At 62.1% G+C, this 14,072-nt stretch carries 11 protein-coding genes; 3 read left to right on the top strand and 8 right to left on the bottom strand.

Annotated elements, in window-relative coordinates; genetic code table 11:
* The first annotated feature begins 14 nt into the window (after positions 1-14).
* A complete protein-coding gene (locus ACK59Z_RS12170) occupies positions 15-428 on the top strand; it encodes an NUDIX domain-containing protein (RefSeq protein WP_003254983.1) in 414 nt (137 codons plus the stop codon).
* Here the strand turns inward: ACK59Z_RS12170 and metR are convergent.
* Positions 412-1,329: a transcriptional regulator MetR gene (gene metR / locus ACK59Z_RS12165; RefSeq protein ID WP_003254981.1), complete on the bottom strand. Its 918-nt coding sequence runs from the start codon at positions 1,327-1,329 to the stop codon at positions 412-414. The genes ACK59Z_RS12170 and metR overlap by 17 nt on opposite strands.
* 195 nt (positions 1,330-1,524) lie before the next feature.
* Here metR and ACK59Z_RS12160 point away from each other — a divergent pair, with 195 nt between their 5' ends.
* Positions 1,525-2,520, top strand: a complete 996-nt coding sequence (locus tag ACK59Z_RS12160) for an alpha/beta fold hydrolase (protein WP_108191766.1) — start codon at positions 1,525-1,527, stop codon at positions 2,518-2,520.
* Positions 2,521-2,541: 21 nt separating this feature from the next.
* Here ACK59Z_RS12160 and ACK59Z_RS12155 read toward each other — a convergent pair whose 3' ends face one another.
* The 7 genes from ACK59Z_RS12155 to ACK59Z_RS12125 all read right to left on the bottom strand — a co-directional run bounded on the left by ACK59Z_RS12155 (position 2,542) and on the right by ACK59Z_RS12125 (position 9,412).
* Complete coding sequence (locus tag ACK59Z_RS12155) at positions 2,542-2,877, bottom strand: GlpM family protein (protein WP_003254977.1); 336 nt, start codon at positions 2,875-2,877, stop codon at positions 2,542-2,544.
* Positions 2,878-2,901: 24 nt separating this feature from the next.
* Positions 2,902-4,230, bottom strand: a complete 1,329-nt coding sequence (locus tag ACK59Z_RS12150; protein WP_003254975.1) for a sigma-54 dependent transcriptional regulator — start codon at positions 4,228-4,230, stop codon at positions 2,902-2,904.
* Entirely contained in the window at positions 4,227-6,131 is a 1,905-nt protein-coding gene (locus ACK59Z_RS12145) for an ATP-binding protein (RefSeq protein ID WP_003254973.1), read from the bottom strand. The genes ACK59Z_RS12150 and ACK59Z_RS12145 overlap by 4 nt, the downstream gene beginning before the upstream one ends.
* A gap of 68 nt (positions 6,132-6,199) precedes the next feature.
* Complete coding sequence (locus ACK59Z_RS12140) at positions 6,200-6,934, bottom strand: amino acid ABC transporter ATP-binding protein (RefSeq protein WP_003254971.1); 735 nt, start codon at positions 6,932-6,934, stop codon at positions 6,200-6,202.
* Positions 6,931-7,602 carry an amino acid ABC transporter permease gene (locus ACK59Z_RS12135; RefSeq protein ID WP_012051387.1) on the bottom strand — a complete coding sequence of 224 codons (672 nt, stop codon included), beginning with the start codon at positions 7,600-7,602 and terminating at the stop codon, positions 6,931-6,933. The genes ACK59Z_RS12140 and ACK59Z_RS12135 overlap by 4 nt, the downstream gene beginning before the upstream one ends.
* Entirely contained in the window at positions 7,603-8,349 is a 747-nt protein-coding gene (locus ACK59Z_RS12130) for an amino acid ABC transporter permease (RefSeq protein WP_003254968.1), read from the bottom strand.
* Positions 8,350-8,494: 145 nt separating this feature from the next.
* Positions 8,495-9,412 carry a glutamate/aspartate ABC transporter substrate-binding protein gene (locus ACK59Z_RS12125; RefSeq protein WP_047605032.1) on the bottom strand — a complete coding sequence of 306 codons (918 nt, stop codon included), beginning with the start codon at positions 9,410-9,412 and terminating at the stop codon, positions 8,495-8,497.
* Between the two features lie 332 nt (positions 9,413-9,744).
* On the opposite strand from ACK59Z_RS12125, the gene ACK59Z_RS12120 reads away from it, so the two are divergent.
* Entirely contained in the window at positions 9,745-14,067 is a 4,323-nt protein-coding gene (locus ACK59Z_RS12120; protein ID WP_108191765.1) for an NEL-type E3 ubiquitin ligase domain-containing protein, read from the top strand.
* The last annotated feature ends 5 nt before the right edge of the window (positions 14,068-14,072 follow it).

Here is a 14,072-nt window from a genome sequence, read left to right as displayed (position 1 = left end):
AGCGAGCCCACTTCATGCCCAACATCATCCGCATCGCCGCCGCCCTGCTGATCGACCCTCAGGGCCGCACGCTGCTGGTGCGCAAGCGTGGCACCGAGGCTTTCATGCAGCCAGGCGGCAAGATCGATGCCGGTGAAACGCCGGTACAGGCGCTGGTGCGCGAGTTGCAGGAGGAACTGGGCCTGCGCATCGACCCGGCTCAGGCCATGCACCTGGGCCAGTTCAGTGCCCCCGCCGCCAACGAACCAGGCTTCGAAGTGCAAGCTGAACTGTTCCGTGTCGATAGCGCCGCTGCCGTGGTGCCGGCCGCAGAGATCGAGGAGGTGGTCTGGCTGGCTGCAGATCAGGCGCCCGTCATGCCACTGGCTCCCCTGACCCGCGACTTGATCCTGCCGCTGTATCGCCAGGCGCTCAACGCACCGCGCTGACACCGTCGAGGGTGGCGAACGAGGTGTCCTTGGCCGTCAGCAAAAAGTCGCGCATGTACGGGGCATCGAGCATGTCGGTGCGTACGGCGGCATAAAGCGTGGCAAACAGGCCTTTCTCGCCCAGGCGTTTGCCCTTCACATAGCCGCGCGAGCTGTACTCGTGCAGCGCCCAATGCGGCATGCCGCATACGCCACGGCCGCTGGCCACCAGCTGCATCATCATCACCGTCAGCTCCGAGGTACGCACGGCGGCTGGCTCGATATCGGCCGGCTCCAGGAAGCGCGTGAAGATGTCCAGGCGATCGCGCTCCACCGGGTAGGTGATCAGCGTCTGGTCGAGCAAGTCTTGCGGCACGATGTAAGGCTTGCTGGCCAGCGGGTGCTGGTTGGCCACTGCCAGCATCGCCTCGTAGGTGAACAGCGGCACATAAGTGATGCCTGCCAGGTCCACCGGGTCGGAGGTCACCACCAGGTCAAGGTCGCCGCGGGCCAGGGCCGGTAGCGGGGCGAAGGCAAAGCCCGAGGCCAGGTCCAGTTCCACTTCCGGCCAGGCATCACGGAACTGGTCGATGGTCGGCATCAGCCACTGGAAGCAGCTGTGGCATTCGATAGCCATGTGCAGGCGTCCGGCAGTGCCTCCGGCCAGGCGTGCGATGTCACGTTCGGCACTGCGCAGCAACGGCAGGGTGGCATCAGCCAGTTGCAGCAGACGCAGCCCGGCGCTGGTGAAGCGGATCGGCTTGGTCTTGCGCACGAAAATCGGGAGGCCCAGGCGCTCTTCAAGCTCCTTGAACTGGTGCGACAACGCCGACTGGGTCAGGTGCAGGCGTTCGGCGGCCTCCACCAAGCTGTCGGCTTCGCGCAGGGCATGAAGGGTTTTCAGGTGACGGATCTCCAGCACAGATGACTCCGGGGTGTGGAATTGAAGAAACAGGGAATGAATTGAGTTTCTCTCATGATGCGGCATCTGTCGACTGGGCGATCGTCGCACCGCCTGGCGGGAGTCATGAAACTGTCACCGAACTGTGGCAGCGCGCCCGAACAGAATTCATCAGACTCGCGCTCTACTGGGGATCTGCATTCTGGTGTTTCTTTCATGCGGGCTTTTTGGCTTTTTCTTTTCTTCCTGTTCAGCGTTCCGGCGAGTTTCGCCGAACAGCGCTGTGACGCCCAGGTGCCGGTGCAGCGTGCCGAACTCGGTGCCGTCAGCCTGGTGTACCAGAGCGTCGGTGCGCCACGCGACCCGGCCTTGCTGCTGGTCATGGGCTTGGGCGGGCAGCTGATTCATTGGCCAGATGATGTGGTCGAGGCATTGTGCCGCCAAGGTTTTCGGGTGATCCGCTATGACAACCGCGATGTCGGCCTGTCACGCTGGAACCAGGTACCACCGCACGCCTACCTGACGCTCGAACTGTTGCGTTACAAGCTGGGCCTGCCCGTGTCGGCGCCCTATACGCTGACTGATATGGCCGATGACGGCTTGCGCCTGATGGACGCGTTGGGCGTGCGCCAGTTTCATGTATTGGGGGTGAGCATGGGCGGCATGATTGCCCAGCACCTGGCGGCGATGGCGCCTGAGCGTGTGCGCAGCCTGACGCTGGTCATGTCCAGTTCAGGGGCGGCGGGGCTGCCGGCGCCGGCCCCGGCGTTGGTGCAGTTGCTGGCCCGGCGCAGCGCGCCGAACCGTGAAGTGGCAATCGAGCAGCAGGCCGACCTGCTGGCGGCCTTGGGCAGCCCTGAGGTACGGGACGACCGCGAGGTGTTGCTGCACCAGGCGGCGCAGGCCTACGACCGGGCGTTCAACCCTGACGGGGCCAAGCGCCAGATCATGGCGATACTGGCCGAGCCGAGCCGCGTCGAGTTGCTCAACCAGTTGCGAGTGCCGACCCTGGTGGTACACGGCACGGCTGATCCGTTATTGCCGGTGATGCATGGCGTGCACCTGGCGGCGCATATCCAGGGCAGCCAGTTACGCTTGATCCCGGGGTTGGCGCACCGTTTTCAGGAGCCGTTCAAGGCGCCGTTACTGGGGGCGGTGTTGCCTTATTTGCAGGCGCACAGGCAAGCGGTCACGCACATCGCAGGGCTCTGAATCTGCGCTGGCTGCTTTCGATCAGTGCATCCGCACCCACACAGTCACCAGCACGGTCGCGGCGATCAGCCAGGCCAGCGTGGCCAGCGCCATCGATGCCTCGAGGCGCAAGCGGTCGACCAGTACATACAGGGTTGCCAGGTACACGAAATACGGAATGATCGACCACATGCCAAACAGGATGGTGGTCTTCAGGTCGGCAATGCTGCGCCCCTTGCCGACGATGTAGTGGGCAATCAGGGCGAAGGTGGGGAACAGCGGCACCAGCCCTGCGATGTAGTAGTTGCGCGTTTTCGACAGCACCGCCAGCAACAGCACCACGCCTGCGCCCAGGGCCGCTTTGAATACCAGGTCCACGTTGTTTTCCCGTTTGGGTTCAAGTCAGCCGAGGCCGTATTTTTTCACTTTGTCGAACAGCGTGGTCTTGGCCATGCCCAGCTCCTGGCTGGCCTGGCTCAGGTTGCCGCCCGTGCGTTGCAGGGCATCAGTGAGCAGGTTGCGTTCGAATGCTTCCACCGCCTCGGCAAAAAGCAGGCCTTGGTTGGCACCTCCGCTGGGGCCTTTCTTGAAGGCTGGCAGGCCGAGTGCATAGCGTTCGGCCACGTTGCGCAACTCGCGCACGTTACCCGGCCAGTCATGGGCCATCAGGCGCGACAGGGTCTGGCTGTCCAGTGTCGGTGTTTCGCGGTCGAAGCGCAGGGCCGACTGCTGCAGGAAATGTTCGAACAACTGCAGGATGTCTTCACGTCGCTCACGCAGCGGCGGCAGCTCCAGGGTGACCACGTTCAACCGGTAATACAGGTCGCTGCGGAACTGGCCGCTCTGGCCCAAGGCATCGAGGTCGGCCTTTGTCGCGGCGATCACCCGGCAATCCACCGGGATGCTCTGGTTCGAGCCCAATCGTTCCAAGGTGCGCTCTTGCAGCACGCGCAGCAGCTTGATCTGCAGGTTGATCGGCATGCTCTCCACTTCATCGAGGAACAGCGTGCCGCCATTGGCGTGTTCGATCTTGCCGATGCGGCGTTTGCCGGCTCCGGTGAAGGCGTTGGCCTCGTGGCCGAATATCTCGCTTTCAAACAGGTTTTCCGGCAGGCCGCCACAGTTCAGTGCCACGAACGGGTGGCTCTGGCGACGGCTGAAGTCGTGCAGGCAGCGCGCGACCAGCTCTTTGCCGGTGCCGGTTTCACCTTCGATCAGCACGTTGGCTGAGGTGTCGGCGACGTTGGCGATCAGTTCGCGCAAGTGCTCCATGGCCGGTGAGCGACCAATGATGCGTCCCTCCAGGCTGCTCTGCTCGGCCAGCTGGCGGCGCAGGGCCACCACTTCGCGTGACAGCCCGCGCTGTTCCAACGCGCGGCGCACCACATCGACCAGGCGCTCGGGGGAGAACGGTTTTTCCATGAAGTCGTAGGCGCCGTTACGCATGGCGCCAACGGCCATGTCGATATCGCCATGGCCAGTGATCAGCACCACCGGCAGGCTGCGGTCACGGGCCTTGAGGCGATTGAGCAGCTCCAGGCCATCAATACCCGGCAGGCGGATATCGCTGACGACAATGCCGGCGAAATCGTCGCCGATGCGTTCCAGTGCCTGTTCGGCGCTGCCCACGCCCTCGCAGGCGATATCCTCCAGGGCCAGCGCCTGCTGGCAGCCGAGCAGCACATGCGGGTCGTCTTCGACAATCAGGACGGTAAGAGGCGCTTGGTTCATGGATGCTCTGCCGATTCGCTAGGGGGGGAAACCAGGGGCAAGGCCAGGACGAAGGCTGTGCCGCCGGTGGCGGGATGCTCGACGTTGAGGCTTCCCTTGGCGGCGGCGGCAAGGGAAGCCGACAAGGTCAGGCCCAGGCCCAGGCCATGCTCGCCCGGTTTGGTGGTAAAGAAGGGTTCGAACAGGTGCTTGCGCGCTTCGGCGTCAATGCCGTGGCCGTTGTCGCGTACCTGCAAACGGTACTTGTCGCCCTGCAACTCGCCTTCCAGCCACAGCTCAGGCTGCGGTTGCGCGGCCATCGCGTCAAGGGCGTTGCCGATCAGGTTGACCAGAATCTGCTCCAGGCGGGTCTGGTCGATGGCCAGTTGCTGGTCCTCGAACTGATGGTGCAATTGCAAGTGACAGGCACTGACGCGGTTGGCCAACACCTGCAGGGTGGCCTCTACCGCCTTGGCCAGTGAAGCTTGGCCGCTGTCATCGCCGCGCCGGGCGAACGAGCGCAGGCTGGCGGTGATGCGGCCCATGCGGTCGATCAGGTCATTCATGGTGCGCAGGTTGGTGCTGGCGGTTTCCAGCGCCCCGCGCTCAAGGAAGCGCACCGTATTGCCAGACAAGGTGCGCAGCGCAGCCAAGGGTTGGTTCAGCTCGTGGGCAATGCTGGTAGACATTTGCCCGATGGCGGCCAGCTTACCTGCCTGCACCAGCTCATCCTGGGCGTGACGCAAGGTCTGCTCGGCATGCCGGCGCTCGCGAATCTGGCCCTTGAGGCGTTCGTTGCTGGCGCGCAGGTCGGCGGTGCGTTCGGCAATCCGCCGCTCCAGCTGGCTGTTGGCCTCTTCAAGGGCTTCACGGGCCGCCAGGCGTGTGGCGATCACTTTGCGCCGCTCGTTCCAGGCAATGCCGAGGATCGCCAGCAAGGCAAAGGCCACGCCCACCAGAATGCCCTGCACCATGGATTCGCGACGCAGGTCCTGCAGTGGGGTCAGCAGGGTGAAATGCCAGGGCGTGTCGACCAGGCGCCTGGTTTGCGCCAGGTAGGCCACTTCGTGCGGTTTGCCATGAGCGGTTTCGGTGTTGGCCGGGAAGGTCAGCTTCTCCACACCATCGGCCAGGGTTTCCCGGGCCAGAGGCTGCAATTCGTTCAGCGGCCACCAGTAGTACTGCAGGCTTCGCGCCAGGCGCTCCTTGATTTGCGGGGTCAGCGGGCGCACCGACTTAAGACGCCGGGCCGGGTCGCTGGAGAGAATGATGATGCCATTCTCGTCGCTGACGAACGCCTCCAGGCGGGCACGCTGCCAGCGCTCCTCGAGGGTGTCCAGGCGCACCTTGATCACCGCAACGCCTATGATCTTGCCGTGCTCCTCAAGGCCATGGGCCAGGTAATAGCCAGCCTCGCCAGTGGTACTGCCGATGCCGTAGAAACGCCCGGGCTCGCCGCGCACGGCAGTCTGGAAGTAGGCGCGGAACGACAGGTCTTCGCCCAGGAACGAGTCGGCATCGCGCCAGTTGCTGGTGGCCTGTACCCGGCCATTGGTGTCGAGGACGAAGATGGCCCGACTGCGACTGCGACGGTTCAGGCCTTCAAGGTATTCGTTGACCGTCTGGCGTGAAGCGCCGTCCGGGTCGGTGAGCAGGTGCGAGACGCTGTCTTCCAGCTCCAGCAGGCTCGGCAAGTAGGTGTACTTGCTGATTTCGCTTTCGACCGTGCGTGCGTGCAGCTCCAGCTGGCGTTCGCCGTTTTCGCTGAGGGCGCGGATACCATTGCTCTCGCTGAACAGGTAGCCAGCCATTCCCAGGCCGACCATCAGCAGGATGATCAGTGGTGGTAACAGCAATTGACGGATCAGGCGGGAATTCACGGCAGGCTTGGCAGGGCGAAGTAGCGAGGGATCGCATTTCATCACAGTGGCCTTGTTACGACCAGCTTCCGCTGCCTGGTGGGGCCGTGGCAGCGGAAGCTGTGGCCGGGTCAGTGCTGCAGGATCTTGCTGAGGAAGTGCTGGGTGCGCTGGTCGCGGGCGCTCTGGTCACCGAAGAACGCTTCCTTGGTGCAGTCTTCGATGATACTGCCCTTGTCCATGAAAATGACCCGGTTGGCGACTTTGCGGGCAAAGCCCATCTCGTGGGTTACGCACATCATGGTCATGCCTTCTTGGGCCAGTTGAACCATCACGTCCAGTACCTCGCTGACCATTTCCGGGTCCAGTGCCGAGGTGGGTTCGTCGAACAGCATGACGATCGGGTCCATCGCCAGGGCGCGGGCGATGGCCACGCGCTGCTGCTGGCCACCGGAGAGCTGGCCGGGGTGTTTCTTGGCATGGGCACTGAGGCCTACACGCTCTAGCAGCGCCAGGCCCTTCTTGGTGGCCTCCGCCTCGCTGCGGCCCAGCACCTTGCGCTGGGCAATGGTCAGGTTCTCGGTGATGGTCAGGTGCGGGAACAGCTCGAAGTGCTGGAACACCATGCCCACGCGCGAGCGCAGCTTGGGCAGGTTGGTCTTCGGGTCGGCAATCGAAGTGCCATCGACCACGATGTCGCCCTTCTGGAACGGCTCCAGCGCGTTGACGCACTTGATCAGGGTGGACTTGCCCGAGCCCGACGGGCCACAAACCACCACCACCTCACCTTTCTTGACCTCGGTGCTGCAGTCGGTCAGTACCTGGAAGTCGCCGTACCACTTGTTGACGTTCTTGATGGAAATCATACGGTGATCCTTTTTTGCAGGCGCTTGACCAGCCACGAAGCGGAGAAGCTGATGAGGAAGTAGACGACGCCGGCGAAGATCAGGAACTCATGGGAGCGTCCGATGATGTCGCCGTTGGAGCGTGCCGAGTTGAGGAAGTCGACCAGGCCCACGGTGTATACCAGCGAGGTGTCCTGGAACAGGATGATGCTCTGCTGCAGCAGCAGCGGGGTCATCTTGCGGAAGGCCTGGGGCAGGATGATCAGGCGCATGGTCTGTGCGTAGTTCATGCCCAGCGCTTGTGCGGCGCCCATCTGGCCCTTGGAGATCGACTGCACACCAGCGCGGACGATTTCGCAGAAATACGCGGCCTCGAACATCATGAAGGCGACCACGCAGGAGGTGAAGGCACCCACCGGGGTATCTTCGCCGGTGATCCAGCGCAGCACGAACGGCACCGCCAGGTAGAACCAGGTGATCACCAGCAGCAGCGGGATCGAGCGGAAGTAGTTGACGTAGGCACCGGCCAGGTTCGACAACAGTTTGCTCGACGACAGGCGCATCAGGGCCAGGATGGTGCCCAGCACGATACCGCCGATGACGCCCATGACCATCAGTTTGAGGGTCATGACCATGCCCTCCCAGAGGGCAGGCAGGGCAGGGATGATTTCGCTGAAATCCATTTCCATTTACTTGCCCCCCACGGAAATCAGGCCAGGCACGGCGACTTTCTTCTCGATCATGCGCATGAGCAGCATCAGGCCCATGTTCAGGGTGAAGTAGATCAGCGTGGCCAGGGTGAACGCCTCGAACAGGTTGGCGGAAAACTCTGCGGTCTGTTTGGTCTGCGCCAGCAGCTCCATCAGGCCGATCAGCGACGCCACCGAGGAGTTCTTGAACACGTTGAGGAACTCTGAGGTGAGCGGCGGAATGATGATCCGGTAGGCCTGCGGCAGCAGCACATTGTTGTAGATCTGCGGGAGGCTGAAGCCCATGGCGCGGGCGGCAGCTTCCTGGCCTTTGGGCAGCGCCTGGATACCGGTACGCACTTGCTCACAGACGCGTGCGGCGGTGAACAGGCCCAGGCAGACGACCACGCTGATCAGCGCCGAAGTGGTCGGGTTGAGGTCCTGCTTGAACCATTCCTGCAAGCCTTCTGGCAGAAGGTCCGGTACCAGGAAGTACCAGATGAACAGTTGCACCAGCAGTGGCACGTTGCGGAACAGTTCCACGTAGGCGGTGGCGATACCCGATACCAGGCGGTTCGGTACGGTGCGCATGACACCGAGGACTGACCCCAGCAGCAGCGCGATGATCCAGGCGGTGATGGCGATGGCGATGGTCCAGCCCAGGCCGGTGATGTACCAGTCCAGATAGGTTTCGCTGCCCACGCCGGTGGACTTGAAGAACACGCCCCAGTCCCAGTTGTAATTCATCGGGATTTCCCCTCAGACGGTTGTTTCACGGGCACCTTCGAGCATCCGGGGGCGCAAGGCGCCCTCGGATGAAAGGTTAGACACTAATGAGTGGCCTGCAGAATTGATTCGTGCTTGTGAGCACCAGGCCACTATTTGCTGAGGATCAGGACTTCTTCTCGTCCGCAGCCTTGTCGGTCGGCTCGGCGATCAGTTTTTTCAGCTCGTCGCTCATCGGGAACTGGAGGTTCAGGCCCTTTGGTGGAATCGGCTGCTGGAACCACTTGTCGTAGCTTTTGTTGACTTCGCCCGACTTGAAGTAGGCCACGATGGCGTCGTCGACCGCTTTCTTGAACGCAGCGTCTTCCTTGCGCACCATGCAGCCGTAGATTTCGTACGACTGTGGCGTACCGGTGATGACCCAGTCGGATGGCTTGCGCGCCTTGGCCATTTCACCGGCGAGCAGGGCGTCGTCCATCATGAAGGCCACGGCGCGGCCGCTTTCGAGCATGTTGAAGGCTTCACCGTGGTCCTTGGCGGAAATCACGTTCATCTTCATCTGCTTGTCGGCGTTCATCGCCTTGAGGATGCGCTCGGAGGTGGTACCAGCGGTGGTCACCACGTTCTTGCCGGCCAGGTCCGGGAAGTCTTTGTATGCAGGCTGACCGTCCTTGACCTTGGTCAACAGGCGGGTACCGACTTCGAAGATGCCGACCGAGAAGCCGACTTGCTGCTGGCGCTCGACGTTGTTGGTGGTGGAGCCGCACTCCAGGTCGACGGTGCCGTTCTGCACCAGCGGAATACGGGTTTGCGAGGTGACCAGGTTGTAACGGACCTTGATGTCCGTGCCCAGTTGCTTTTTCAGCGCGTCGACGACGGCCAGCTGGATGTCATGCGAGTAACCGACGGGCTCGGGTTTGCCGGCCAGGTAGGAAAATGGAATGGAGGAGTCGCGGTGCCCCAGTGTGATGGTGCCCGATTCCTTGATCTTCTTCAGGGTGCCGGTGAGCTCCTCGGCCATGGCCGGCGAAGCGATGACTGCAGCCGCGATGGCTGCGCCCAGCAATTGACGAACGATACGCATCAAATTTTCCTCGACGTGTTTGTTTTTTTTATGGAGCCGTTGGCGGACTCTTCGTTCAACGAATACAGCAAGAAGCGGGTGCATTCGGCTACCAAGTGTAGAGCATGACTCGTGCCAAGCCCTGCTGTCGACCTTAAACCGCTTGTATTGCTCGCGCTTGACAGTCTCGACATCTCTCCGGGGTTCGCTAGGCCGAATAAATGGCGTTTGCTCGTTCGGTTATCCGAACGCATGGGTCGCCGCACATCCAGATATCGCGTGTGGTAACTATGCAGTGCGCGGCAAGGGCGCAGACGTAGTGTGCTCTGCTCTTTGCCTGGAGAGCTCCACAGATGTCACCGCACCGGCCCCCGAACGATTCCATCGATAGCCTGATTGCCCAAAACTTGCCTGGATGGCTAGTCGACCACGCGCAACCGGAAAGGCTCGATGCGTTACGTAACGCCCTGCGGCGGCAGGCGAACTGCAATGCGCGGCTTGGCCCGATCCTCCAGGCCATCCCTTCTTTGCAGGCCTACGCAGCAGCGTTGCTCAAAACGAAACTGCGCAAGAGCGGCTTCAGCAACCCGGACGTGACGGGCTGGAGGGTACGGGTCTCGCAGCGGCTGTTGCTGCCCAGCGCTTCGCCTGTGCTGCTGCGGCCCACCTATGTTCGCCGCTCCAGGCGGTCATTGCTGGAGGCGGCGCTGCATAACTATCATCGCAGGGAGACACGCCCCGGGCTCACGCTCAAAGGTGAACTGGTCGATGGCAACGGTAACCGCCTGCCGATGAGCTTCCACGCGTTTGCCTCCGCATGTCGCGAGGTCGACGCAGGGGGCAAGTACCAGGCGTTGCTCACGCACCATCTACAGCCTGAAGATGGCCCGGAGGATGAGCCGGGCCAGGCCGTTTCCCGCTTGCACGGGCTGTTCGAGGCGAGTTTCAAGGCCCATTTCGAGGTGGCGATGCGGGTCGCTGCGTTGAAACAGGACATTGACGAGCGCACGTATTTTTTTCTGTTGCCACTTATTGCCGAAAAACCGGTGGTGCCTGCGCTGGTGGGCACTGTGGTGCCCCGGCAGTTGTACCTGCTGGGCCGCCCGGTTCAGGGCGTGCTGACGCTGGAAGTGCGTCCCTGCGCTGATGGCGCAGTGGAGTCGGTGGTGCTCTGGATACCCGATGACCCTCATCAGCCCGTCTCCCGTCATGCCAGCTGGGATGCACTCGACAACTACCTTGGAAAGCGCTTCCTTGCGCCGGCCTATCGGCGCTTTTTCGCGCGCTTCATTACCGAGCGTGAGCGCATCAATTTCTATCGGGTATTGAACGAACGGGTTGCGCAGGCATCGGCAGCCGGGGTGGAACTCGACGCCCGTTCTGCACCGATCACTGACGCACCGTTCGTACACCTGCGTCGGCAACACCTTGCCAAGATCAGGGATGACGCCAAGGTGCTCGCTGTGCCCACTGATGTCGAAGATGACGAAGACCGCGAAGCGCGCATGCAGGGCTACAAAGAGCTGGGTTTGAATGTGCTGAACGTGGCGGGGGCGTTCGTGCCTGTGCTTGGCGAAGTGCTGCTAGTGGCAAACGCGGTTCAGATTGCTGACGAAGTGTATGAAGGGTATGAAGATTGGCGCATGGGTGACCGCGAAGGGGCGTTGAACCACCTGTTCAACGTTGCCGAAAACGTCGTGGTCGGCGGGATGATCGCAGCCGGCAGCCAAGTGGCCGTGCGTGCCCTTGAGCGTCTGGCCTTCGTGGATGACTTGGCACCGGTGTGCACCTCCGCAGGCAAGGTCAGGCTCATGGCCACGGATCTGCCCGGTTACGATGCCCAACCATTGCGTGGTGCTGGCGCACAGGAATGGTTATGGCACCTCGATGAGGGGCGTTATCGGGTGATGGAGGATCCGCAGGATGGTCGCTCCAGGATCCTGCACCCTGGTCGCCCCAGGGCCTACCGGCCAGCGATAGAGCAGAATGGCGCCGGTGGCTGGCGCCATGAACTCGAAACTCCACAGTACTGGGAAGGGCGGGCCAACCTGGTGCGCCGCCTGAGTACGCCCCTGGCAGAGCTACCGGAACCGACATGCGACTACCTGCTCCAGGTGACAGGGCTGAGTGAAGCGCAGATTCGCCGTTTACACGTTGAGCACATGGGCGCACCTGCACGGTTGCTCGATGCCCTGGAGCTTTATCAGGCACATGAATTACACCCGGACTTCAGCGCGCCGCGACTGGCGCAGTACGTTGCTGATCGGCAAGTGCAGCCCAATGGCATCGAGCGGATATTGCGGCGCACTTTCCCCGGCCTGTCGGCTCGCTGTACTCGTGAGCTGCTTCAGCAATGCAGCGGTGCGCAGCTCGATACACTCAGCACCGCGCAGCGGATCCCTTTGGCAGTGGCCGAGCGTGCACGATGGTTGCTGCGCGAAAGCCGTCTGGACAGGGCCTGTGCCGGTTTGCGCCTGCCGCGTTGCGTCAATCCGGACACCGAACGCCTGGCTTTGGGCTTGCTCGAGCGTCAGCTGAAATGGCCGGACACCCTGCGCATCGAACTGCGCGAAGGTAGCCCGAGTGGCCGGTATCTGGCCGGTATCGGCGCAGAGTCTGCGCAGGATGTACGGTGTATCGTGCGCCGCGGCGACGGCTACCGCTACGCCGGTCAAGGCACATCCGGCCCCTACCTGGCGGCACTGTTGGCTGCGCTGGATGAGACGCAGACAGCCGATCTCGGCGATGCCGCTGTCAGTCCAGGCGCCCTTGGCTCGTTGCTGATCGAGGCGGCTGCCGGTGATCGCACCCAAGCGGCTGAGCTCTGCGGCATGCCGCGTCTGGGTGTTGGCCTGCGACCCCCGACCCGTTTCGGAGATGGGCGTATCGGGTATGCCTTGAGTGGGCGAGGCGAGAGCAGTCGGCGTGCCATAGGGCGTGGTATTCACCAAGTGTTTCCGACGATGACAGACGGGGAGCTACAAGCCTATCTGCTTGCCCTCATGGAGCGGCGAGTAGGGTTGTGGGAGCACTACAGCCAGCTCACGGGGCAGTTGACACGCCTGCGTCAGAGCCTGCGTCAGTGGCGCAGGGATGCCAGTAACCCACTGGACGCGCTGCGCCGCCGTCGGGTCGCTACTGCCATACGGCGAAGCTGGCGGCGCAAGATAACCGACGAGGCCGGGGACTACGCGCTGATCATCAGCGGAGAGCGTATCGGGAGTCTGCCCGAATTACCGGAGGGGGTTAGCTTTGATCATGTACGACGGCTGATCCTCAGTGACCTGCGCCTTGGTGAAATCAATGGAGACTTCCTTCGACGTTTTCCCAACCTGATTGAGCTCGACCTGTCCGGCAATCGCCTGACTGCGATCCCTCACGGCATTGAACATTTGCCCCGCCTGCGGCAGCTAAACCTGCGTCGCAACAGCGTGATAATGGATGAGGCCGGTGAATTGCGTCTTGCCGGGATGAGCGCGCTGCGGTACCTCGACCTCAGCCACAACCCGCTGGGAAGGGCGCCGGTACTGACGCGCCTGGGCAATTTGCGTGAAGTCAACTTGCGCTCTGCTGGCCTTGAGGCGTTGCCTGAGCGGATTTCATTTCGTGCCCACATAGACTTGCGAAACAACAACATTCGCACGCTGCGCCGAGAGTTGCAGCAGCTGCGCCTGCAGGTGCACCAGTTGTCCTTGCACGATAATCCACTTGGCGAAGCTGACGCATTACTGCTCGATGAGGCACGAGGTGTAACCCCAGGGCAGTGGGGGTCAGCGTCCGCACGCCATCGCGCCATTGACAGTGACCTGTTCAATACCTGGGCCAACAGCACAGCCGACGCTGAACGTGATCGCCAGCAGGCCATATGGACGGCGCTGCTTGAGGAACCGCACTCAGATGGAATGTTCCGCTTTCTGGCAGACTTCGTCCACGGCGAGGACTTTGAACAGCACCCTGGGCATTACCGCAGCCGAATCTGGCGGATTCTGGAAACGTGTGAGCAGCACGAGCAGTTGCGTCATCAATTGTTTCTTGAGGCATCTGGCCGGCGCAGTTGTGAGGACCGCCTGCTGCTGTTGCTGGAGCAGATGGAAATTGGGGTTTTGGTACTGCGTGCCGTCGAAGATGCTCATGGCAGCCGGATGGAAGCTCGTTTGCTGAGCCTGGCGCGTGGTTTGTTTCGCCTGGACGAGGTCGACCGCCACGCGACGTTGCACGTGCAACGCATGCATGCCGAGCACGCCCCACATATCGATGAAATCGAGACAAGGCTTTTTTACCGACAGCGGCTTGCGCGTCCGTTGGGCTTGCCGATCGAGCTCGACGAAATGCACTACCCAAGTTTTGCAAACGTAACCACCAGCGACCTGCTGCGGGTCCAGGACGCGGTTCTGCAAAATGAGTCGACGGATGCCCTGATTGCCTCGTTGGCACAGCGGCCTTTCTGGGAGCAATACGCGCGCGAGTTTCATGCGCAGCGATTTGAAGACCTGGTACAGCCACTGCACCAGCGCATGGAGGCCCTACAGGTTCAGGTAGATGAGCAAGTGATCAACGAAAGCGAGTTTCTGCAACGCTGTGAAGCACTGAAGGCTGATTTCGATCGCAGCGAGCGGGCATTGCTGGCGCGGTTGGCGCGTGAAGCCTACGAGCGCTGGGCGAATACGCCCCCTTGACGGAT

Source organism: Pseudomonas sp. KCJK9058 (genome assembly GCF_046230975.1).
GTDB classification, from domain to species: domain Bacteria; phylum Pseudomonadota; class Gammaproteobacteria; order Pseudomonadales; family Pseudomonadaceae; genus Aquipseudomonas; species Aquipseudomonas alloputida.
The sequence above is the reverse complement of the archived record's forward strand: the minus strand, read 5'-3'. Positions and strand labels throughout refer to the sequence as shown.

What these genes read in the sequence shown, in the direction of transcription:
- ACK59Z_RS12120 (WP_108191765.1), top strand. Translation starts at nt 9,745, where the DNA reads ATGTCACCGCACCGGCCCCCGAACGATTCCATCGATAGCCTGATTGCC.
- ACK59Z_RS12170 (WP_003254983.1), top strand. Translation starts at nt 15, where the DNA reads ATGCCCAACATCATCCGCATCGCCGCCGCCCTGCTGATCGACCCTCAG.
- ACK59Z_RS12160 (WP_108191766.1), top strand. Translation starts at nt 1,525, where the DNA reads ATGCGGGCTTTTTGGCTTTTTCTTTTCTTCCTGTTCAGCGTTCCGGCG.
- ACK59Z_RS12140 (WP_003254971.1), bottom strand. Translation starts at nt 6,934, where the DNA reads ATGATTTCCATCAAGAACGTCAACAAGTGGTACGGCGACTTCCAGGTA.
- ACK59Z_RS12150 (WP_003254975.1), bottom strand. Translation starts at nt 4,230, where the DNA reads ATGAACCAAGCGCCTCTTACCGTCCTGATTGTCGAAGACGACCCGCAT.
- ACK59Z_RS12135 (WP_012051387.1), bottom strand. Translation starts at nt 7,602, where the DNA reads ATGGAAATGGATTTCAGCGAAATCATCCCTGCCCTGCCTGCCCTCTGG.
- ACK59Z_RS12130 (WP_003254968.1), bottom strand. Translation starts at nt 8,349, where the DNA reads ATGAATTACAACTGGGACTGGGGCGTGTTCTTCAAGTCCACCGGCGTG.
- ACK59Z_RS12125 (WP_047605032.1), bottom strand. Translation starts at nt 9,412, where the DNA reads ATGCGTATCGTTCGTCAATTGCTGGGCGCAGCCATCGCGGCTGCAGTC.
- ACK59Z_RS12145 (WP_003254973.1), bottom strand. Translation starts at nt 6,131, where the DNA reads ATGAAATGCGATCCCTCGCTACTTCGCCCTGCCAAGCCTGCCGTGAAT.